The organism is Paraburkholderia unamae (assembly GCF_003268775.1).
In the GTDB taxonomy this organism is placed as follows: domain Bacteria; phylum Pseudomonadota; class Gammaproteobacteria; order Burkholderiales; family Burkholderiaceae; genus Paraburkholderia; species Paraburkholderia unamae.
In genome coordinates this window covers 230,571-251,653 of the sequence record NZ_QLSU01000004.1, presented here as the reverse complement: position 1 = coordinate 251,653, position 21,083 = coordinate 230,571, and the positions used below count along the sequence as shown (strand labels likewise).

The following is a 21,083-nucleotide window of genomic DNA, read 5'->3' as shown; positions in this document are numbered from 1 at the left end:
TCGCGTGCGCGTCACCCGTTACCACGCGACCGCGTAAAGATTGCCGAAGGCCTTGTCGAGTTCCTTGCGCACGGCCGGCGAATGCTGATAGATGTCGATGAACTTGCGGATGCGCGGATCGTTCACGCTTTCGGGGCGCACGACGAACTGGATCGCGAACGCCTTGTTCTCCACGCCGTCGAAAAGCAGCGCGCTATTGGGATCGGTGGTGCCCGCGAGCTTGATGAAGCTCGGGTAGCCCTGCGCGAGATCGACGTCGTCGAGCGAGCGCGCGAGTTGCGACGCTTCGAGCTGCACGATCTTGAGATGCTTGGGGTTGGACACGATGTCGAGCGTCGTCGCGCGATAATCGACGCCCGGCTTGAGCTTGATGAGGCCCGCGCGTTGCAGCAGCAGGAGACCGCGCCCGCCGTTCACCGGATCGTTGGCGATGGCGACGGTCGCGCCATCCTTCAGGTCTTCGAAACGTTTTACCTTCTTCGAATACAGGCCGATCTTCATGATCGTGCCCGGCGCGATGGCGACGAACTTGTAGCCGCCCTGCTTCTCGGCGTTTTCCAGAAACGGCGTGTGCTGGAAGTAGTTGACGTCGATGTCCTTGTTCGCGAGCGCGGCGTTGGGCGTATTCCAGTCGGTGAATTCGATGATCTTTACGTCCACGCCCTGGGCCTTCGCCTCGCGCGCGGCTTCCTGGAGCGCGGGCGTTTGCGGCGTGGTGGCAATGCCGATCTTGAGCGTGGGCGTGTCCGCGTGCGCATTGAGCGTTGCCGCCGCGAGCGTCACGGCCACCGCCGTCAGCACGCCGAAACGTTGGAGAAGGGAATGGCGCCACACGGCGCGCACGGCACGTTTCATCGCGGTCCTCGAATGGAAGTTGCACTTCGTTCAGTGAGGAGCGACGCGATGAGGCCAACGGAAAGAACGCCCGCGCGCGGGACGCGCGCCGCCCATCGCGTTTGCTCCAGATGGGTCCAAGCGATGATAGGGGCGCGGCGGCGCGGGGTCTACGAACGGATTGCGCAAAGGAAATCGCCGCCCGCGATATATACGCGGGCGGCGAACGTGCTTCGGTTTTGCGGATTGACCCGGCTCTCGGCGCTCGGCTCAGCGCGCGGCGAGCGGCGCCGGCGGCGGTGCCGGGTCTCCCGGCGTGGCGTCGCCGGGCTTCGCGTCGCCCCAGCCCCCGCCCAGCGCGCGGATCAGGTTCACGGTCGCCACGGCCTGCGAGCCTTGCAGGTGGCTCGCCTGCAACTGCGACACGAGCACCGTGCGCTCGCTGTCGATCACGTTCAGGTAGCTCACCTCGCCTTCCTCGTACTGCGTGCGCGAAAGGTGCGCCGACTGCTGCGAAGCGCCCACCGCGTCGTTCTGTTCGCGGATCTGGTCGTCGAGCAGGTGCAGGTCGGAGAGATTGTCCTCGACCTCGCGGAACGCCACGAGCACCTGCTGGCGATACTGCGCCACGTCCTCGTCGTACTTCGCGCGCGCCTGAGCGAGATTGGCCTTGCGGCGGCCGCCGTCGAACAGCGGCAGCGTGAGCGCCGTGCCCGCGAGCGGCCCGAGCAGGAAGGCCCGGCTCGACCACATGAACAGGTCGCCAAGCGTAGCCGACTCATAGCCGAACGCCCCCGTGATGTCGAGCTTCGGGAAGAACGCCGACTTCGCAAGGCCCACGCGCGCGTTCGCGGCCGCCATCGCGCGCTCGGCGGCGGCAATGTCGGGGCGGCGCTCCAGCAGCGTGGAAGGCAGGCCCGGCGGCACCTGCACGAGCACCGGCGCAAGCGGCGTTTCCGGGAACGTGAAGTCGGCGGGCGCCTTGCCCAGCAGGATCGCGAGACTGTGCTCCGAGGCCGCGCGCTGGCGTGCGACGCCTACGGCGTCGGCGCGCGCGCTCGCCAGTTCATTGCGCGCCTGCGCGACGTCGAGCGCGCTGATGTCGCCCTCCTTGAAACGCCGCTCGACGAGCTTGAGCGCGTCTGCGCGCAGCGTCACCGTGCGGCGGTACAGATCGACGTCGGAGTCGAACTGGCGCAACTGGAAGTAGTTCTGCGCGACATCGGCCTGCAAGGCGAGTTGCACCGAACGGAACAGCGCTTCGCTCTGCTGCGCATCTGCCTGCGTGGCGTGCACGTTCGAACTCACGCGGCCGAACAGATCGACCTCGTAGCTCGCCGTGGCCTGCGCGCGCCACAGCGTTTGCGCGGGCACGTTGTAGTTCTGCGGCTGATACTGCGAAGCCGGCGAGGCGCGCTCGTAGGTCGGGCCGAAGCCCGCGTCGATCGACGGGAACCACGAGGCGCGCGCAGCCTGGGTCACGGCGCGCGCCTGCTGCACGCGCGCGGCTGCCGCCTTGAGGTCCTGGTTCGCGTCGAAGGCCTGCTGCTCGAGCTTGTCGAGCGTCGGATCGCCGAACACCGTCCACCATTCGCCGCGATGGGCGTCGTCGGCGGGCTGCGCGGGCGTCCACGTGCCCACGTCGTGCGGGTTCGCGCTCTGCGTCTGCTGCGGCGTTTCCTTGTACGCGGCGGGCACGCCCGCGTCGGGCGCCTTGTAGGTCGGCTCGACCGAGCACGCTGCAAGCCACGCGAACAGCGCCACGCTCGCCGCGATCCGTGCGAGACGCCAGCCTCCCGGCGTCTCGCTCGCGCTCTGGCGCAAGATGGATTCGTTAGTCATATTAATCATTCTCCCTTGGCGCCTCAGGCGTCCACCATCGACTGCGGCTTGTGCGCATTGTCCTTCTGCGCCACATGAATCTTGCCGCCCGCGAGCGTGCGCAGCACCACATAGAACACCGGCGTGAGCAACAGGCCGAAGGCGGTCACGCCCAGCATGCCGAAGAACACGGCCACGCCCATGGCATGACGCATTTCCGAACCTGCGCCGCTGGAGATCACGAGCGGCACCACGCCCATGATGAACGCGATGGACGTCATCAGGATCGGGCGCAAACGCAGGCGGCTTGCCTCGATGGCGGCGGAAAGCGGCGTGTGGCCGTCGTGCTCCAGCTCACGCGCGAACTCCACGATCAGAATGGCGTTCTTCGAAGCGAGGCCCACGAGCACCATCAGGCCGATCTGCGTGAAGATGTTGTTGTCGCCCTGCGTGAGCCACACACCGGTCAGCGCGCACAACACGCTCATCGGCACGATCAGGATCACCGCGAGCGGCAGCGTCAAGCTCTCGTACAGTGCGGCGAGCACGAGGAACACGAGCAGCACGCTGATCGGGAACACCCACACGCCCGCATTGCCCGCCAGCACCTGCTGGTACGTGAGGTCGGTCCATTCGAACTTCACGCCGCGCGGCAGCACTTCGGCCGCGATGCGCTCGGCCGCCGCCTGCGCCTGACCCGACGAGTAACCGGGCGCCGGGCCGCCGTTGATGTCGGCCGCGGTGTAGCCGTTGTAGCGCACCACCATTTCGGGGCCGTACGTGGGCGTGACCGTGACGAGCGACGAGAGCGGCACCATTTCGCCCGCGGCGTTGCGCGTCTTCAGTTGCAGAATGTCGTCGGCCTTCTGGCGGAACGGCGCATCGGCCTGCACGCGCACCTGGTACACGCGCCCGAAGCGGTTGAAGTCGTTCACGTAGAGCGAGCCGAGATAAATCTGCATCGTGTCGAACACATCCGTGACCGGCACGCCAAGCTGCTTGGCCTTCGTGCGGTCGAGATCGACATTCAGTTGCGGAACGTTGATCTGATAGTTCGTGAACGTCGGGCCCAGCTCCGGCGTTTGCGACGCGCGCTTGACGAAGTCCTGCGTTGCGCGGTTGAGCGCCTCATAACCCAGTGCGCCATGATCCTCCAGTTGCAGCTTGAAACCGCCGAGCGTGCCGAGGCCGAGCACCGGCGGCGGCGGGAACACGGCGACGAACGAGTCCTTGATGCCCGCGTACTGCTGGTTCAGCGCACCCGCGATCGCGCCGGCCGAAAGCGCCTTGCCCTTACGGTCCTTGAACGGCTTGAGCGTGACGAACACGATGCCCGCGCTCGAACTGTTGGTGAAGCCGTTCACCGAAAGGCCCGGGAACGCCACGGCGCTTTCCACGCCGGGCTGCTTGAGCGCAATGGCGCTCATGTCGCGAATCACGTTTTCGGTACGGTCGAGCGAAGCGCCGTTGGGCAGTTGCGCGAACGCGATCAGATACTCCTTGTCCTGCGCGGGCACGAAGCCGCCCGGCACCAGGCGCGCCATCAGTACCGTCGCGCCGATCAGCACCACATACACCGCGAGCATCGCGCCCTTGTGGCGCAGCACGCCGTTCACGCCGCGGCCATAGCTTTCCGAGCCGCGATGGAACACCTGGTTAAAGCGCCGGAAGAAGCCGCCGAGCACGCGGTTCATCACGCGCGTGAGCCAGTCTTCCTTCGCACCGTGGCCGCGCAGCAGCAGCGCCGAAAGCGCGGGCGAAAGCGTGAGCGAGTTGAACGCCGAGATCACCGTGGAAATGGCGATGGTCATGGCGAACTGCTTGTAGAACTGGCCCGTGAGACCGCTCATGAACGCGAGCGGCACGAACACGGCCACGAGCGTGAGCGCAATGGCGATAATCGGCCCGCTCACCTCCTGCATCGCCTTATAAGTCGCGTCGCGCGCGGATAACCCGCTTTCGATATTGCGCTCCACGTTCTCCACCACCACGATCGCGTCGTCCACCACGATGCCGATGGCGAGCACCATGCCGAACAGCGATAGCGCGTTGATCGAGAAACCGAACGCAAGCAAGAGCGAGAACGTCCCGACGATCGACACCGGCACCGCGATCAAGGGAATGATCGAGGCGCGCCACGTTTGCAGGAACACGATCACCACGATCACCACGAGCGCGATGGCTTCCAGCAGCGTATGCACGACGGCCTCGATACTGGAGCGCACGAACTGCGTGGGGTCGTAGACGATGCGGTAGTCCACGCCCGCCGGCATGTCCTGCTTGAGGTCCTTCATCGCCGCGCGCACCTGGTCGGAAATCGCGAGCGAGTTCGCGCCCGGCGCCTGGTTGATGGCGAGCGCCACGGCGGGCTTGTTGTCCAGGAGCGAGCGCAGGCCGTATTCCGAAGCCGCGAGCTCGATGCGCGCGATGTCGCGCAGATACGTCACGCCGCCATCGGGGTTCGTCTTGATGATGATGTTGCCGAACTCGCTTTCGGTACGCAGACGGCCGCGCGCGTTCACGTTGAGCTGGAACGGCGTGCCCGGCACGCTGGGCGACGCGCCGATCACACCGGCCGCCACCTGCACGTTCTGCTCGCGAATCGCATTGACCACGTCGTTGGCGGTGAGATCGCGCTGCGCCACCTTCTGCGGATCGAGCCAGATACGCATGGCATAGTCGCCCGAACCCCACAGTTGCACCTCGCCCACGCCCTGGATATTCGAAAGACGATCCTTCACGTTGAGCAGCGCGTAGTTGCGCAGGTACGTCATGTCGTACTGGTTGTTCGGCGAGATCAAGTGCACCACCATCGTGAGCGTGGGCGAGCTCTTGATGGTCGTGATGCCCAGGCGCTGCACGTCTTCCGGCAGGCGCGGCAGCGCCTGGTTCACGCGGTTCTGCACGAGCTGCGTGGCCTTGTCCGGATCGGTGCCGAGGCGGAACGTGACCGTGAGCGTGAGATTGCCGTCGCTATTGGCCTGCGACTGCATGTACAGCATGTTCTCCACGCCGTTGATCTGCTCTTCGAGCGGCGCGGCCACCGCTTCGGCGATCACCTTGGGATTCGCACCCGGATACTGCGCGTGCACGACCACCGAAGGCGGCACGACTTCGGGGTACTCGGAGATCGGCAACTGGAACAGCGCGATCACGCCGGCCAGCAGGATCAGCACGGACAGCACGCCCGCGAAGATCGGCCGGTCGATGAAGAATTTCGATATGTTCATGGGTTGCTCGTGTTCTTGAGGCTCTTAAGCGATTAGGGTTCCTTATCGTCTGGGGGACGCACCGTGATGCCAGGTGCGCCCGCCGTTCGTCAGGACGTCGTCTTCGCTGCCTTCGCGGCGGGGTTTGCCGCCGGGTTTTCTGCTGTCTTCGCCGCTGCATTCGCCGCCGCGTTCGCCGCATCGGCGTCGGGGTCGCCGTTCATCGGCACCATATGCGAGCGCACCGCCTCGCCGGGGCGCACACGCTGCGTGCCGTTCACGACCACGTGATCGCCCGCCTTCAGGCCGCCGAGAATCACGCGCAGGTTGCCCTGCTGGCCGCCCGTCTGCACGTTGCGGTACGAGACCTTGCCGCCGCCGTCCACGACGTACACGAACTTCTTGTCCTGATCGGTGCCGATGGCGGCGTCGTCGACCAGCAGCGCCGGGTGCGGGGCGCTGCCGCCCACCTTGATGCGTGCGTAGAGGCCCGGCACGAGCGCGCCGTCGGCGTTGTCGAAGCGCGCACGCACGCGGATCGTGCCCGACGAGGTGTCGAGGCGGTTATCCACCGACTCGATCGTGCCCTGGCGCGAGTAACCCGTTTCGTTCGCAAGACCCAGTTCGACCGGCACCTTCGAGCCATCCTTCATGCGGCTGATGTAGTCGAGATAGGTTTGCTCGTCGGCGTCGAACTCGGCGTAGATGGGCGAAACGGACACGAGCGTGGTGAGCGGCGCGGCGCTCGCCCCGGCCGACACGACGTTGCCCACGGTGATCTCGGCGCGCGACACGCGCCCCGCCACCGGCGCGACGATGCGCGTGTAGCCCAGGTTGATCTGCGCGGCTTCGAGCGCGGCCTGCGCGGCCTTGAGATTCGCGCTCGCCTCACGCGAGGCGTTCTGCTTCTCGTCGTAGTCACGCTTGGCGATGGCGTTGTCGCCAATGAGGCGCTGCGCGCGCTCCCAGTCGCTTTGCGCGTAGCCCGTGCGCGCCTGCGCGGCGGCAAGCTGCGCGGCAGCCTGATCGACGGCGGCCTGGTACGGGCGCGGATCGATCACGAACAGCGTATCGCCCTTGTTCACGAGCGCGCCGTCGCGGAAGTTCACCGAGACGATCGTGCCCGAAACCTGCGGACGTATCTCCACTTTCTCGACCGCGGCCATGCGGCCGGAATAACTCTGCCAGTCGGTAATCGTGCGATTGACCACGGCGGCGACATCGACTTCCGGCGCGGGCGGCGCTTCAGCGGCCACCGCGGGGTGCGAGTCGAGGCGGATCGCGCCGAGCGTGCCCAGCCCCGCGATGACCAGCACGCCGACTACCGCGAGCGCCATGCGCGAACGGGATTGCGAAAAAAGTGACATGTCGGACTCCAGAAATAATGGTTGGTTGTTCTTGACTGGTTCGGCAGCACCGCGGCTTCAGCGCTTCCCCTGCTTGTGCGCGTTGCCCGCTACACCGTGCCCGCGTCGAAGCAGCATTGGAAAAACCGGACGGCTTCGCTCAAGGCGGCCGGATGCGCGGCGAGATTCGCGTGCGAGACGCTCGGGTAACGCACCACCTGCGTGCGCACGCCAGCGTCGATCAGGCGGCTCGCGTACTTCTCTGCCTCGATGTGCAGCACGTCGTTCTGCGCGGTCACGATGAGCGTGGGCGGCAGACCGGCGAGGCGCAGCGATTCGAGCGGCGCCGCATACGGATGCAGGCGTTGCGACGCTTCGGGCAGGTACGCGCGATAACAGGCCGCGCACTCGCTCGCGGTGATGTCGGAGCCGAGGCGCGCCGCATCGCCAAGACGCGTGAGGCTCGGGTCCAGCATCGGCGCGAACAGCGCCTGCGCGGCGAGCCGCACATCGCCGCGATCGCGTCCCATGAAGGCGAGCACGTTGGCGATCTGGCCGCCCGCGTCATGGCCCGCCGCAATCAGCCGTTTCGGCGTGCCGCCAAACGCGCGGGCCCGCGTGAGCGCCCAGAGCGCCGCGCGGTGCGCGTCTTCGGGCGCGGCGGGAAACGGAAACTGCGGCGCGAGCGAATAACCCACGCTCACGACCAGCGCAGGTAAGCGTTCTGCGAGAAAACGCCCCGCCGTTTCCGCTTCTTCAATCGACCCTCGCACGAAACCGCCGCCGTGGAAATACAGCAGCACCGGCAGGCCGTTTGCGCCCTCGGGGCGGTACACGCGCAACGCAATCGGCTGGGCGTAGCCTTCGATCGTCACATCGGTCGTGACCAGCGTGCGCGCCGTGCCGGTTCTGGCCGGCGCGGCCGTGGGCACGGCCGCGGGCGCATCGGCAAACGGCATTTCCACGGCGGAGATCCACGACGTCGGGCGTTTAAAGGCATCCATGTCAAATCGGCGCAATGCGCGAGAGTAGATTCGAATGGAGCGAATTGTGGGTTCGGCAGACTTGCAAATAAATGCCTATAATCCGGCAACACAATTCGGCGCACCTGAACAATCTGTCTCCTCTTTGTGCGCGGGCGTTTGCTTCAAACGCCGCGCGCCGTGCGGCCGAAGCTTTTTGGAGAGTGGCAATGGACCGCCTTCAGGCCATGCAGGTGTTCACCCGCGTCGTCGATACGAACAGCTTCACGCGAGCCGCCGAAACGCTCGACATGCCGCGTGCTTCGGTCACGACGATCATCCAGAATCTCGAAGCGTTTCTCGGCGTGCGCCTCATGCACCGCACGACGCGGCGCCTCTCGCTCACGCCCGACGGCGCGGCGTATTACGAGCGCTGCGTGCGCATTCTCGCGGACGTGGAGGAAACCGAAACCACATTCCAGGATCGCAACCGCAAGCCGCACGGCAAACTGCGCATCGACATGCCCGGCTCGATCGGGCGGCTCATCGTGATTCCGTCGCTGTGCGAATTCCACCAGCGCTATCCCGACATCGACCTGCAACTCGGCTTGAGCGACCGTCCCGTCGATCTGCTCCAGGAAGGCGTGGATTGCGTGGTGCGTGTGGGTGCGCTTCAGGATTCGTCGCTCGTCGCGCGGCGCATCGGGATTTTCGAAGGCGTGTCGTGCGCGGCGCCCTCGTATCTGGAGCGCCACGGCACGCCGCAAACGCTCGAAGAACTGGCCGAGCATCGCGCCGTGAATTACTTCTCGTCGCGCACGGGGCGTGTGATCGACTGGGCATTTCTCGTCGACGGCAAGGAAGTGGAGATCAAGCTCAAGAGCATGGTCTCGGTCAATGATGCGGACGCCTACGTGACCTGCGGCATCGAAGGCTTTGGCCTGATTCAGGGGCCGCGCTACATGGTGCTGCCGCATCTGCGCTCGGGCGCGCTCGTCGAGGTGCTGCCCGATTACAAGCCGCTGCCGATGCCGATTTCGGCCGTCTACCCGCACAGCCGTCATCTGTCACCCAAAGTGCGCGTGTTCGTGGACTGGATTGCCGAAGTGTTCGACCGCTGCCCGCTCCTGAGCGGCCGCGCCTCGCTCGACAAGACGTGCACGATGCGCACGATCGAAGAGCGCGAAAACGCGCCGGCGCTCGAAACGCCGGTGATTTCGGAATGGGCCGCATAGGCCGGGCCGCATAGCGCGCGCCCTCAAAGCCGCGTCCGCAAAGGCTTTCGCGGGCGCGGCGCGGCGATTGTTCCGGATTTTCGACAATTGCTTTCGCAATAAGACCGTTTATCGCAAACGGCTGCGCAACTACATTTGCTCCTGTCGCCGCAACCTACGTGGCAACCGTACACAGGAGCAGATCATGAAACGCACTCTCGCAACCGCCCTTACAGCCACGCTGGTTCTTTCGCTCGCCGCAAGCGCCTCGGCTTTCGCACAATCGTCCAGCGCCGCGCCGAAAACGCGCGCCGAAGTGAAGGCCGAACTCGTCGCCGCGTATCGCGACGGCACGCTGCCCTCGCTGAACAAGACGAGCTACCCCGAGCAAAGCCTGATTGGTCGCACGCAAGCGCAACGCATCGCGCTTCAGGAAAGCCGCGCCAATAACGCCGCACACGTCGCGCAAGCCGGCGAATAAGCTCGGCAGCGCATTGATATCGATGGCAAGACGATAAACGTAGGAGTCCGATATGAAGCCGACCGTACCGTCCGAACTCGACGACTGGGACAACACCACGCCTGTGTGGGCGCCGTTCCGGCATTGAAGCAAAAAGGCCCGGCGGTCTCGCGACCGCCGGCCTCATGCATTACCGGTTCACGAAATCCGGCTCGAAAAACACCCAGCGCACCAGCGGAAAGCGCGCCTGCAAAGCGGCTTCGATTTCGTTGATCGCTTCGACCATCGTGCGGCTATGCTCGTAGTCGAGCATTTCGCACTGCACCGCGACCATCACCTCTTTACCCCATTGCAGGGTAATGAGGCTGATGATGCTGCGAATCTCCGGCCGCGCGCGCAGGAACAGTTCGATATCGCGGCGCATTTCAGGGCTTGCCGACTCGCCCACGATCATCGACTTCACTTCTCGTGCGATGAACCACGCGATCAGCATGAGCAGCACGCCCACGCCGATCGAGCCGCACGCGTCCCAGACCGGATTGCCGGTGATGACGGTGAGCAGCACCGCGGAGAATGCGATGGCGAGGCCCGCGAGCGCGGCGATGTCCTCGCCCGCCACGACGAGCAAATCCGAATCGCGCGTCTCGCGCGCCCAGCGCCACAGCGACTTTTTCGGCGAGCCCTTGCGGATCTCGCGCATCGCGCCGTAAAGCGAAAACGCTTCGAGCGCCACGGAAATGCCGAGCACGACCAGCGCGACATACACGTATTGCAGCGGCTCGCGAGCAATCAACCGGTGCACGCCCTCGTACACCGAAAACGCGCCACCCACGAAAAAGAGCAGCAGCGCCACGAGCAGCGAATAGAAGTTGATCGCGCGGCCCGTGCCCATGGGGTGCAAGGGCGTGGGGGGCTCGCGCGACTGGCGCAGGCCGAGCAACAGCAGCAGTTGATTACCGCAGTCGGCCGTGGAGTGAATCGCCTCCGCGAACATCGATCCCGAACCCGTGAACCCGGCGGCTGCGAACTTGCAGACCGCAATGCCGAAGTTCGCAGCGAGCGCGTAGAAGATGGCTTTCGGCGATTCTCCGCTCATAGCGCCTCGACGCGTGCCGGGCCTTCGCTCAACTCGCCGATCACGCGTGCGTCGCTGAATCCGTCCGCGCGGAAGATCGCCAGCACGTCGTCCACGCTCTCCGGTGCGCACGCCACGAGCAGACCGCCCGAGGTTTGCGGGTCGGTGAGCAGCGTGCGCGCGCTTTCGGGCAGGCCGGGCGCGAGCGTGACGGACTCGCCATACGAGGCCCAGTTGCGGCCCGACGCGCCCGTGAACACGCCCTCTTCCACGAACTTCTGAACGCCCGGCAGCCACGGCAGGTCCGCATACTGCACGCGCGCCGTGAGATTCGCGCCGCGCGCGATTTCGAGCGTGTGGCCAAGCAGGCCGAAGCCGGTCACGTCGGTCATGGCGTGCACGCCCGGCAATTCCGCGAGCGTGGCGCCCGGCTTGTTGAGCATCGTGGCGGCGCTCACCATCGCCTTGTAGCCCGCGTCGCCGAGGATCTCCTTCTTGAGCGCGGCCGAGAGCACACCCACGCCAAGCGGCTTGCCGAGCACGAGCACGTCGCCCGCGCGCGCCGACGCGTTGCGCTTCACGCGCTCCGGATGCACCACGCCCAGCGCCGCGAGGCCGTAGATGGGCTCCACGGAGTCGATCGAATGCCCGCCCGCCACCGGAATGCCCGCCGCCGCGCATACGTCCTCGCCGCCGCGCAGCACCTGCGCGATCACGTCGTGCGGCAGCACGTTGATGGGCATGCCCACCAGCGCGAGCGCGAGGATCGGCTTGCCGCCCATCGCGTAGACGTCCGAGAGCGCGTTGGTCGCGGCGATGCGGCCGAAGTCGTACGGGTCGTCGACGATCGGCATGAAGAAGTCCGTGGTCGCGACAATGGCCTGCTCGTCGTTGAGCTTGTAGACGGCGGCGTCGTCGGCGGTCTCGGTGCCGACCAGCAGGTTCGGAAACACGGTGGTGAGCGGCGTGCTGCGCGCGAGCAATGCCGAAAGCACGCCCGGCGCGATCTTGCAGCCGCAGCCGCCGCCGTGCGAAAGGCTCGTGAGGCGCGGCACGGCGGCGCCGATGGCGGGTTTGTCGTTCATGTCGGGGAATCGTCCTGAAAGTGCCGGATTAATCCCCACATTATGGGGCAATCGCCGCGAGGACGATGCGGGTTGCGCGCGCTCAGGCGCGCCCGGCGGCCGCGTGGGCGGTGACGTCGCCGGCGTGGAGCGCATCGGCCAGCCAGTGCGGATCGTCGTGCGGCAGGTCGTGCCCGGCCCACGGGTGCGCCACGTGCGGCGCGCCCCACGCCTGCGCGAGCCGCGCCGAGCAAACGGGATTCACGAGCCGGTCGCCGCGCGACGACACCACGAGCACCGCGCAGCGCGGTATGCCGCGCGCCTTGAAGCGCGCCGCGGCGGCCAGTTGGCGCATCGCGTTCGCGCGGCTCACGGGCGCGCTCGCGCGAATCGCGCGCCAGGCGTCGAGGTCGGCGGCGAGCGTGTCGCGCCGCGCGCACGTGAGGCCGTGGATCAGCGCTTCGGCCATGCCATCGGCGTCGCGGCCGTCCCAATGGCGCGCCGCGCGCGCGAGCGCGGGCCACGCCGAGGGCCGCAGCCGTTCATGCACGCGGCTGTACGGCCGCATGCTCGTGTTCACGAGCACGAGACGCGCGATCTCATCGGGATAGCGCAGCGCCCATGCCGTCGCCACCATGCCGCCCAGCGACATCGCCAGCACGCGGTATGGCGCGCGTGCACCGCGCCGCCGCGCTTCGTCGCGCAACGCGTCCACGTAGGCGTCGACGGCAAGCGGCGAGCGTACGTGCGCGGCCGCGCCGTTGCCGGGCAGGTCGATGGCCAGCGCGCCCTCGCGTGCGGCGAGCAGCGCGGCGAACGCGCCCCAGTGGCGCGACTCGCGCGTGAGGCCGCGCAGCAGGAGCCAGGGGCCGCTCATCCACCGGACCCTTGATACCAGTGGCTAATCGCGCTTTGCAACACCTGCTCGCGCGTCACGCCCTCGGGCAGCCAGCGCGGCGCGGAATACGCCGCGCGCGTGAGGAATTCGAACAGGTTCGCGTGGCGCCGCAAGACGCGCGCCGTGCGATGCGCCATCAGCGGATTGAACATGCCCTGGCGCGAGAAGATCTGGCGCGGGTTCTTCTTGATCCACAGCCACGAGCCGAGTTCGAGCGTGAGCGGCAAAAAGATGTTGCTCGCGGGCGCATGGTCGTATGCGCAGTCCCACAAGTCGCCGTGCAGCAGGTATTGATGGCTCTGCGGCTCGAACGTGTAGCCGTGATGGGGATGCGCGCGCTCGAACATCGTCTTGAGCACGTACATCTCGGGCAAATGACGCATGAGGCGGCGCGTGCGCGCATACGGAAACCAGATGCTGTCGCTCCAGCCGTAGCCCGAATGGCAGTCGAGCGCGAATGACAGCGGACGGCGCGTGAGTTCTTCGTCGACGATCTTCAGAAGCGCCTTCGCCTCGATCTCCATGGGCGCCCCGCGCCTGCCGCGATACCACGGCAGCCATGAGCCCACGCGCTGGCCGCCCGCAAGAAAGGGCACGTGTTCGTCGGCGTCCTGCGGCGCGTTGCGCATGAGGTCCACGCCGTTCGGATTCGCGCGGGTGGCCAGCCACATGCCGCCGGGATTGAGGATGGGCACGAACACGATGCGCACGGATTCGAGCTGGCTCATCAATAACTCGTCCCACGCGAGCCGCCCCACCAGCGCACGCATATAGTCGAGCACGAGCTGCGAGCCGATGCGCTCCAGCCCGTGAATGCCGCCGAAGAAGCCAATGGCGGGCGCCGCCGGATCGCGCGAGCCGATGGACGCCACATAGAGCGCGAACGTGCGGCCGCGCACCTCGACTTCGCCTTCGCTGCGAATGTCGAACCAGCGTGCGCCCGCATCGAGGATCGTCTTGAGGTCCTCGAATTCCGCAAAACTGTCGGGTAGAAAGCTCAGTGCCTGCATGGCGCCGGGTTTCGTTACTTGTTCGGATCGGGACCGTTGTGTGCGGCCGCATTGTCTACAACAGCATGAGTTTCGGCGCGTGTGTCAGCAATAAGTCAGCGAAACCAGGGACACCACACGCACTGCCGACAATATAGCCGCTTCCTCTGACATTAAGCATGACAGATGTTTTCCGTCATGTGTCTGTCACATCGTGCGCCTCAATTCCTCCGACCAAAAAATATAAGACGTGTAGTCGTCTAGACGTCGCGACACCTTCACTCAACCGTCACAGTCGCTTCCTAGAATGAGCCCTCGACTTCACCCGCGACGGATTGTTATGGAAGCCATACGCATCGAACGCCTATCGAAAAGTTTCGAGAGCGGCCGCAAGGCGCTCGACGAAATCAACCTGCGCATCGGCGAGGGCGAAATGGTCGCGCTGATCGGCGCATCGGGCTCGGGCAAATCGACCTTGCTGCGCCAGATCGCAGGCTTCACGGCCTCCGATCCGCAGCCGTCGCGCATCGACATTCTCGGCCGCCCGATCCAGCAGGACGGTCGCATCGTGCGCGAGGTGCGCCGCATTCGCCGCGACATCGGCTTCGTGTTCCAGCAATTCAATCTCGTGCATCGGCTCACCGTGGAAACCAATGTGCTGATCGGCGCGCTTTCGCGTTTGCCGCTGTGGCGCAGGCTCACGGGCCGCTTTCCGCGCGCGGAGCGCGAACTCATGCTGGCCGCCCTCGGCGAAGTGGGCATCGCGCACAAGGCTGCGGAACGCGCCTCGAATCTCTCGGGTGGCCAGCAGCAGCGCGCGGCGCTTGCACGCGCGCTCGTGCAACGCGCGCGCCTCATTCTCGCCGACGAGCCGATTGCTTCGCTCGACCCCGAATCATCGCGCCGCGTGATGGACATGCTGCGCATGCTCAACCGCGATCACAGTCTCACGGTGGTGGTCTCGCTGCATCAGGTGGATATCGCCATGCAGTATTGCCCGCGCACCGTTGCGTTGCGCGAAGGGCGCGTCGTGTACGACGGTCCTTCTGCGGCGCTCACGCCCGCGTTGCTGCAACAGCTTTATGGCAGCGCCGCGCGCGAATTGCTCGAACCCGATGCGGCGCCGTCCGCCGTACAGCGCTTTGGCGCACAACCCCGCGCGGCCTGACCCGGCCACGCATTCTCAACCCTTGACGTTCCTCTCTCCACGGACCGCTCCCATGAAACTGCTCCGCTCCATGCTCTCCTGGTGCGCCGCCGGCGCCGTCGCGTTTGCCTCGCTCGGCAGCGCGGCCGCCCATGCGGAAGACCTCAATTTCGGCATCATTTCGACGGATTCGTCGGCGGTACTCAAGCAGCGCTGGCAGCCGTTCATCGACGACCTGAACAAGCAGACCGGCCTCTCCGTGAAGGCGTTCTTCGCCACCGACTACTCGGGCATCATCGAGGCAATGCGCTTCAACAAGGTGCAGATCGGCTACTTCGGCAATGCTTCGGCCATGGAAGCCGTGGACCGCTCGAACGGCGAGATCTTCGCGAAAGTGCTTTACGCGAACGGCGACGCGGGCTACAAGTCGGTGCTCATCACCAACGTGAACAGCCGCGTGAAGACGATCGACGATGTATTCAAGAATACTAAGGATCTCACGCTCGGCTGGGGCGACCCCAATTCCACCTCGGGCACGCTCATTCCGGGCTACTACCTGTTCGCGCAGCACGGCGTTTCGGTGAACGGCTCGAACTTCAAGACGGTGCTGCCGTCGAGCCATGAAGCGAACCTGCTCGCCGTGGTCAACAACAAGGTGGACATCGCCACCAACAACACCATCGAACTCGCCACGCTCCAGCAGAAGCACCCGGATCGCTTCGCGCAGGTGCGCGTGCTGTGGACCTCGCCGATCATTCCGTCCGATCCGCTCGTGTACCGCAAGGACCTGCCTGAAGCCACCAAGCAGAAGCTGCGCGACTTCTTCTACCATTACGCCAAGACCGACCCGCGCGAGAAGAAGATCATGGCCGACATCACGGGCTATGCCGGCTTCGCGCCCGCCAGCGACGCGCAGTTGCAGCCGATCCGCCAGGTCGCGCTGTTCCAGCAGAAGGAAAAGATCGCCGCCGACACGCATCTCTCCGACGACGACCGCAAGAGCCAGATCGCGGCCATCGACGCGAAGATCGGCGCACTCGCCGCACCCGCGAAGCAGTAATGGGCGCGATGGATTTCGACAGCTCACGCGTCGCGGCGCACGGCACCGAGGCGCAATCCGCCACCGCCGCTGCGGCTCCCAGCCCGGCGGCGAGACCCACGGGCAAGCGCAGCTGGTCCTCGCTCGTGCTCTGGGCCATCGTGTTCGCGCTGCTCGGCGTGGCGTGGCGCGGCGCCGACATGCGCCCGCTCGACCTCTTCGCCGACTCGGCGAACATGGGCACGTTCGCGCGCGGCTTCTTTCCGCCCGACTTCACGGAATGGCGCACCTACGTGGGCGAAATGTGGGTGACGCTGGCCGTGGCGCTGTGGGGCACGGCGCTCGCCATCGTCTGCGCGGTGCCGTTCGGCCTGATGTCGGCGCACAATCTCGCACCCAACTGGGTCCTCCAGCCGGTGCGCCGGTTGATGGACGCCTGCCGCGCCATCAACGAGATGGTGTTCGCGATGCTGTTCATCGTGGCCGTGGGGCTCGGACCGTTCGCGGGCGTGCTGGCGTTGTGGGTCCACACCACGGGTGTGCTCGCGAAACTCTTCGCCGAAGCCGTGGAGGCCATCGACCCGCGCCCCGTGGAAGGCGTGCGCGCCACGGGCGCCTCGCCGCTCGACGAGATCATTTATGGCGTGCTGCCCCAGGTCATGCCGCTGTGGATCTCGTACGCGCTCTACCGGTTCGAGTCGAACGTGCGCTCGGCGATGGTGGTGGGCATGGTGGGCGCGGGCGGCATCGGCGTGGTGTTGTATGAGGAAATTCGTTCGTTCGACTATCCGCAAACCTGCGCCGTGCTCATCATGGTGATCGCCGTGGTCACGGTCATCGACCTGATTTCCGCGCGACTGCGCGCACGCGTGATCTGACGCACTCCCCCAAAGCCCGCGCGAGCCTCCACAGAATCACAATACGGGCTCGCGCCCGTTTTACTTTCTTTCTGGCGGACGTGCGCGTTCGCTGGAATAATCACACGATTGCGGCCGCAACGGCCCGCGCCTCCAACAAGTCGATTCGATTCGCAATCCCAATGGCCAGTTTCGTCGTCCTGCTGGTCCTGCTCTCGGCACTCATGCACGCGAGCTGGAACGCCTTCCTCCATCTTTCGGGCGACCGGCTCTGGCTGCTCGGCATGTTCTCGGTTCCGTACATCGTCGTGAGCGCGATCGGCGTGTGCGTGCTGCCGCTGCCCGCGCAGGCAAGCTGGCCGTATATCGCGGCTTCGGCGGTGCTGGAGTTCGCGTACTGCTTCACGCTGATTCGCGCTTATCGCAGCGGCGACTTCGGGCAGATCTACCCCATCGCGCGCGGGCTCTCGCCGCTGCTCGTGTTCGTGGGCGCGCTCGTGTTCGCGCATGAGGAACTGCATGGGCTCGCGGCCGCGGGCGTCACGCTCGTCTCGCTCGGCATCATGTCGCTCGCATTCCGGCGCGGCATGCGCTTTTCCGGCGAGAGCGTGCCCTATGCGCTGCTCACGGGCCTCTTCATCGCGATGTACTCGATCATCGACGGCCTCGGCGCGCGCCTCGCCGGCAACGCGCTCAGCTACATCATGTGGGTGTATCTGCTCTGGAACGTGCCGCAGTTTTTCGTGGTCTGCAAGCTGCGCGGCGGCGTGGCGCGGATGTTCACGTCAAAGGCCGAGGTCGCACGCGGCATGCTCGCGGGCGTGCTCGCGCTCACGGCGTATTGCCTCGTGATCGAAGCGTTCCGCTTTCTGCCTATCGCGATGGTTTCCGCGTTGCGCGAGCTCTCGTCGATCTTCGCCGTGCTGATCGGCTGGCTGTTCATGAACGAGAAGCTCACGGCGCGGCGCATGGTGGCGTGTGCGCTCGTCACGTGCGGCGCGGTGCTGATCCGGCTCTAGGCATAGAAGCGCTCACGCGAACGCGGGCAAGGTCGTATCGATCGCTTCGGCCAGCGTCTCGAACGCCGGCGCGATCTCCTCGTCGGGCACGCACGCGTAGCCGATCAGCAAACCCGAGGCCGCGCGCTCGCGCGCCGAGTAGTACCCCGAAAGCGGCCGCACGACGATATTGCGCGCGAGCGCGGCTTCGGCCACGGCGCGGTCGTCGCTGCCCTCGGGCAACTGCATGACGACGTGCAGGCCCGCGTCGCCGCCCATGGCGGGCAAGGCGTCGCCGTAGCGGCGCGACACAGCGTCGAGCAGCACCTGGCGGCGCTGGCCGTAGAGCGCGCGCATCTTGCGGATATGCGACGTGAAATGCCCCTCGGCGATGAATTCGGCGAGCACGGCCTGCTGGATCAACTGCCCCTCGCGATACAGCTCGGCGCTCGCGGTCGCGAAGCTTTCCGCGAGTGCTTGCGGCGCGACGAGATAGCCCACGCGCAAGCCGGGAAACAACGTCTTGCCGAAGCTCCCCACGTAGATCACCTGCCCCGCCGTATCGAGCCCCTGCAACGACGCGAGCGGGCGGCTGCCGTAACGGAACTCGCTGTCGTAATCGTCCTCGATGATCCAGCACTGATGCTGGCGCGCGTACTCCAGCAGCATGCGGCGGCGCGCGAGGCTCATCACCATGCCAAGCGGGTACTGATGCGAGGGCGTGACGAGCATGAGCTTGGGCGGCGGCGCGGCAAAGTCGGCGGGCGAGGGATTGAGACCTTCGCTGTCCACGGCGATGGGCCGCGCGCTGAGGCCCGAAACGTGCAGCACGCTGCGCACGCCCCAGTAGCACGGGTCTTCGGTCCAGATGGTGTCGCCGGGGTCGGAGAGCAGGCGCACGGCCAGGTCCACCGACTGGTGGATGCCCGTCGTGATGATGATCTGTTCGGGCGAGCAGCGCACCGAGCGCGAGGTGCGCAGATAGTCGGCGAGCACGTGGCGCAGGAGCGCGAGGCCGCCGCCAGGCGCGTAGGTCAGCAGGTCCGGACGCAGGCTGCGCCAGTACTTGTTGTGCAGGCGCGTCCAGATGCGCGCGGGGAAGCGCGAGACGTCGGGCACGCCGGGCATGAACGCGCCGCCCTGGCGCTTGGAAACGCCCGCGCCGGCAACCAGGCGCGCGCCGCGGGTGGAGAGCGCCCGAGCCGCCGCGCGCGGCGGCTGGGCGCCAACTGCGCCCACTGCCGGGCCGCCCGCCGCGATAGCGTGCACTCCCGTACCGCCCAAACTTGGGCTGTTAGTTGCGATCGCATTTTCGACGGCGACGGCTCCTGAATTACTCGCCTTTTTCACCGTTTCCATGGAGCCAATTTCCGCTGCCCCGACGATCTCGTCAGGCGACGTATCGGCCACGAAGGTGCCGCGCCCCGTTGCCGACGTCACATAGCCTTCGAGCACCAATTGTTCGTAGACCTGCGTCACGGTATTGCGCGCAATGCCAAGCTCCGCCGCCAGCAGCCGCGACGACGGCACCCGTGCGCCCGCCGGCAGCTCCCGGGAGAGGATCGCCTGCTGGAGCAGCTTGTGCAGTTGACGGTAGACCGGCTGGGCGCTTCCGCGATCGAGCCGTTGGGCCAGCCAGTCGGACAGGACACTCGCGCGCATCGAAATTGGCTCCTAAAGATTGCACTGAATGGCTCTGAAATTTAGAGCCAAACGTGAGTATAGTCGCGGCATGGACCTGATGTCTGGTCCGCCTGCCAACCTCAGAACTGACACTGATTCCGAAGGAGATGAACGTGAGCAAGAACGCCGATCTGCAAAGCCGCAAGAACGCCATTACCCCGCGTGGCGTGGGCGTGATGTGCGACTTCTACGCCGAGCGCGCCGAGAACGCCGAGCTGTGGGACGTGGAAGGCCGCCGCTTCATCGACTTCGCGGCCGGTATCGCCGTGTGCAACACGGGCCACCGCCATCCGAAGATCGTCGCCGCCATCAAGGCGCAGCTCGACCAGTTCACGCACACGGCCTACCAGATCGTCCCCTACGAGTCGTATGTCTCGCTGGCCGAGAAGGTCGCCCAGCGCGCGCCGGGCAGCTTCGCGAAGAAGGCCGCCTTCTTCACAACGGGCGCCGAAGCCGTTGAAAACGCCGTCAAGATCGCTCGCGCCCACACGGGCCGTCCGGGCGTGATTGCCTTCGCGGGCGGCTTCCACGGCCGCACGATGATGGGCATGGCGCTCACGGGCAAGGTTGCCCCGTACAAGCTCGCGTTCGGCCCGTTCCCGGCCGACGTGTACCACGCGCCGTACCCCAACTCGGTGCACGGCATCAGCACGGCTGATTCGCTCAAGCACATCGAGATGCTGTTCAAGGCCGACATCGATCCGAAGCGCGTTGCCGCGATCATCTTCGAACCGGTTCAGGGCGAAGGCGGCTTCTACCAGGCGCCGGCTGACTTCGTGCGCGGCCTGCGCAAGATCTGCGACACGCACGGCATCCTGCTGATCGCCGACGAAGTGCAAACGGGCTTCGCGCGCACCGGCAAGCTGTTCGCGATGGAACACTACGACGTCACGCCCGACCTCATGACGATCGCCAAGAGCCTGGCGGGCGGCATGCCCCTCTCGGGCGTGGTGGGCCGCGCGGAAGTGATGGACGCGGCAGCGCCTGGCGGTCTCGGCGGCACGTACGCCGGCAACCCGCTGGCCGTCGCTTCGGCGCACGCGGTGATCGAGATCATCGAAGAAGAAAAGCTGTGCGAGCGCGGCACGAAGCTCGGCGACAAGCTCAAGGCCAAGCTCAACGCGCTCAAGGCCGACGTGCCGCAAATCGCCGACGTGCGCGGCCCCGGCGCGATGAACGCCGTTGAGTTCTGCAAGCCGGGCACGAGCGATGCCGACGCCGACTTCACCAAGCGCGTGCAAACGGCAGCCCTGAATCGCGGCCTGCTGCTGCTCGTGTGCGGCGTGTACTCGAACGTCGTGCGCTTCCTGTTCCCGCTCACGATTCAGGACAACGTGTTCGACGAAGCGCTCGCGATTCTCGAAGAGTCGATCAAGGAAGCAGTGGGCGTGCCGGCGTAAGCCTTCACACAGACTGGCTCGCGTGCAGCGAGCCATCCTCGAAACGGCACACCGGCGCTTGCCGCTGTGCCGTTCGTCGTTCTAAAC

17 protein-coding genes are annotated in these 21,083 nt (G+C 66.1%); 7 read left to right on the top strand and 10 right to left on the bottom strand.

Annotated features, from left to right (window positions below):
- Positions 1-18: 18 nt before the first annotated feature.
- The 5 genes from C7401_RS08570 to C7401_RS08550 all read right to left on the bottom strand — a co-directional run bounded on the left by C7401_RS08570 (position 19) and on the right by C7401_RS08550 (position 8,214).
- Positions 19-855: a MetQ/NlpA family ABC transporter substrate-binding protein gene (locus C7401_RS08570; protein ID WP_112170940.1), complete on the bottom strand. Its 837-nt coding sequence runs from the start codon at positions 853-855 to the stop codon at positions 19-21.
- Between the two features lie 249 nt (positions 856-1,104).
- Positions 1,105-2,676 carry an efflux transporter outer membrane subunit gene (locus tag C7401_RS08565; RefSeq protein ID WP_112170939.1) on the bottom strand — a complete coding sequence of 524 codons (1,572 nt, stop codon included), beginning with the start codon at positions 2,674-2,676 and terminating at the stop codon, positions 1,105-1,107.
- A 23-nt stretch (positions 2,677-2,699) separates the two neighbouring features.
- Positions 2,700-5,885, bottom strand: coding sequence for an efflux RND transporter permease subunit (locus tag C7401_RS08560; RefSeq protein WP_112170938.1), 3,186 nt, complete (start codon positions 5,883-5,885; stop codon positions 2,700-2,702).
- A gap of 89 nt (positions 5,886-5,974) precedes the next feature.
- Complete coding sequence (locus tag C7401_RS08555; RefSeq protein ID WP_112170937.1) at positions 5,975-7,231, bottom strand: efflux RND transporter periplasmic adaptor subunit; 1,257 nt, start codon at positions 7,229-7,231, stop codon at positions 5,975-5,977.
- An 89-nt stretch (positions 7,232-7,320) separates the two neighbouring features.
- Positions 7,321-8,214 carry an alpha/beta hydrolase gene (locus tag C7401_RS08550; protein ID WP_258396939.1) on the bottom strand — a complete coding sequence of 298 codons (894 nt, stop codon included), beginning with the start codon at positions 8,212-8,214 and terminating at the stop codon, positions 7,321-7,323.
- A gap of 188 nt (positions 8,215-8,402) precedes the next feature.
- Here C7401_RS08550 and C7401_RS08545 point away from each other — a divergent pair, with 188 nt between their 5' ends.
- Positions 8,403-9,407, top strand: a complete 1,005-nt coding sequence (locus C7401_RS08545) for a LysR family transcriptional regulator (protein ID WP_112170936.1) — start codon at positions 8,403-8,405, stop codon at positions 9,405-9,407.
- Between the two features lie 184 nt (positions 9,408-9,591).
- Positions 9,592-9,867: a DUF4148 domain-containing protein gene (locus C7401_RS08540; RefSeq protein ID WP_112170935.1), complete on the top strand. Its 276-nt coding sequence runs from the start codon at positions 9,592-9,594 to the stop codon at positions 9,865-9,867.
- A gap of 169 nt (positions 9,868-10,036) precedes the next feature.
- Here the strand turns inward: C7401_RS08540 and C7401_RS08535 are convergent, their stop codons facing one another.
- The 4 genes from C7401_RS08535 to C7401_RS08520 all read right to left on the bottom strand — a co-directional run bounded on the left by C7401_RS08535 (position 10,037) and on the right by C7401_RS08520 (position 13,893).
- A complete protein-coding gene (locus tag C7401_RS08535) occupies positions 10,037-10,942 on the bottom strand; it encodes a cation diffusion facilitator family transporter (protein WP_112170934.1) in 906 nt (301 codons plus the stop codon).
- Positions 10,939-12,006, bottom strand: coding sequence for a selenide, water dikinase SelD (gene selD / locus C7401_RS08530; RefSeq protein ID WP_112170933.1), 1,068 nt, complete (start codon positions 12,004-12,006; stop codon positions 10,939-10,941). The genes C7401_RS08535 and selD overlap by 4 nt, the downstream gene beginning before the upstream one ends.
- Positions 12,007-12,088: 82 nt before the next feature.
- Complete coding sequence (locus C7401_RS08525; RefSeq protein ID WP_112170932.1) at positions 12,089-12,862, bottom strand: alpha/beta fold hydrolase; 774 nt, start codon at positions 12,860-12,862, stop codon at positions 12,089-12,091.
- Complete coding sequence (locus tag C7401_RS08520; protein WP_112170931.1) at positions 12,859-13,893, bottom strand: M14 family zinc carboxypeptidase; 1,035 nt, start codon at positions 13,891-13,893, stop codon at positions 12,859-12,861. The genes C7401_RS08525 and C7401_RS08520 overlap by 4 nt, the downstream gene beginning before the upstream one ends.
- 319 nt (positions 13,894-14,212) lie before the next feature.
- On the opposite strand from C7401_RS08520, the gene phnC reads away from it, so the two are divergent.
- The 4 genes from phnC (at position 14,213) to C7401_RS08500 (ending at position 17,934) form a co-directional block, all read left to right on the top strand.
- The gene (phnC, locus tag C7401_RS08515) at positions 14,213-15,040 is read left to right on the top strand and encodes a phosphonate ABC transporter ATP-binding protein (protein WP_112170930.1); all 828 of its coding nucleotides are present in this window, start codon (positions 14,213-14,215) and stop codon (positions 15,038-15,040) included.
- A gap of 52 nt (positions 15,041-15,092) precedes the next feature.
- Positions 15,093-16,079 (top strand): phosphonate ABC transporter substrate-binding protein, encoded by a 987-nt coding sequence (gene phnD / locus C7401_RS08510; protein WP_112170929.1) that lies wholly within the window; start codon positions 15,093-15,095, stop codon positions 16,077-16,079.
- An 8-nt stretch (positions 16,080-16,087) separates the two neighbouring features.
- A complete protein-coding gene (gene phnE / locus C7401_RS08505; RefSeq protein WP_112171121.1) occupies positions 16,088-16,936 on the top strand; it encodes a phosphonate ABC transporter, permease protein PhnE in 849 nt (282 codons plus the stop codon).
- A 161-nt stretch (positions 16,937-17,097) separates the two neighbouring features.
- A complete protein-coding gene (locus C7401_RS08500) occupies positions 17,098-17,934 on the top strand; it encodes an EamA family transporter (protein WP_112170928.1) in 837 nt (278 codons plus the stop codon).
- 12 nt (positions 17,935-17,946) lie between these two features.
- Here the strand turns inward: C7401_RS08500 and pdxR are convergent, their stop codons facing one another.
- A complete protein-coding gene (gene pdxR, locus C7401_RS08495) occupies positions 17,947-19,575 on the bottom strand; it encodes a MocR-like pyridoxine biosynthesis transcription factor PdxR (RefSeq protein ID WP_112170927.1) in 1,629 nt (542 codons plus the stop codon).
- Positions 19,576-19,703: 128 nt separating this feature from the next.
- Here pdxR and gabT point away from each other — a divergent pair, with 128 nt between their 5' ends.
- Positions 19,704-20,996 (top strand): 4-aminobutyrate--2-oxoglutarate transaminase, encoded by a 1,293-nt coding sequence (gabT, locus tag C7401_RS08490; RefSeq protein WP_112170926.1) that lies wholly within the window; start codon positions 19,704-19,706, stop codon positions 20,994-20,996.
- Positions 20,997-21,083 lie beyond the last annotated feature (87 nt).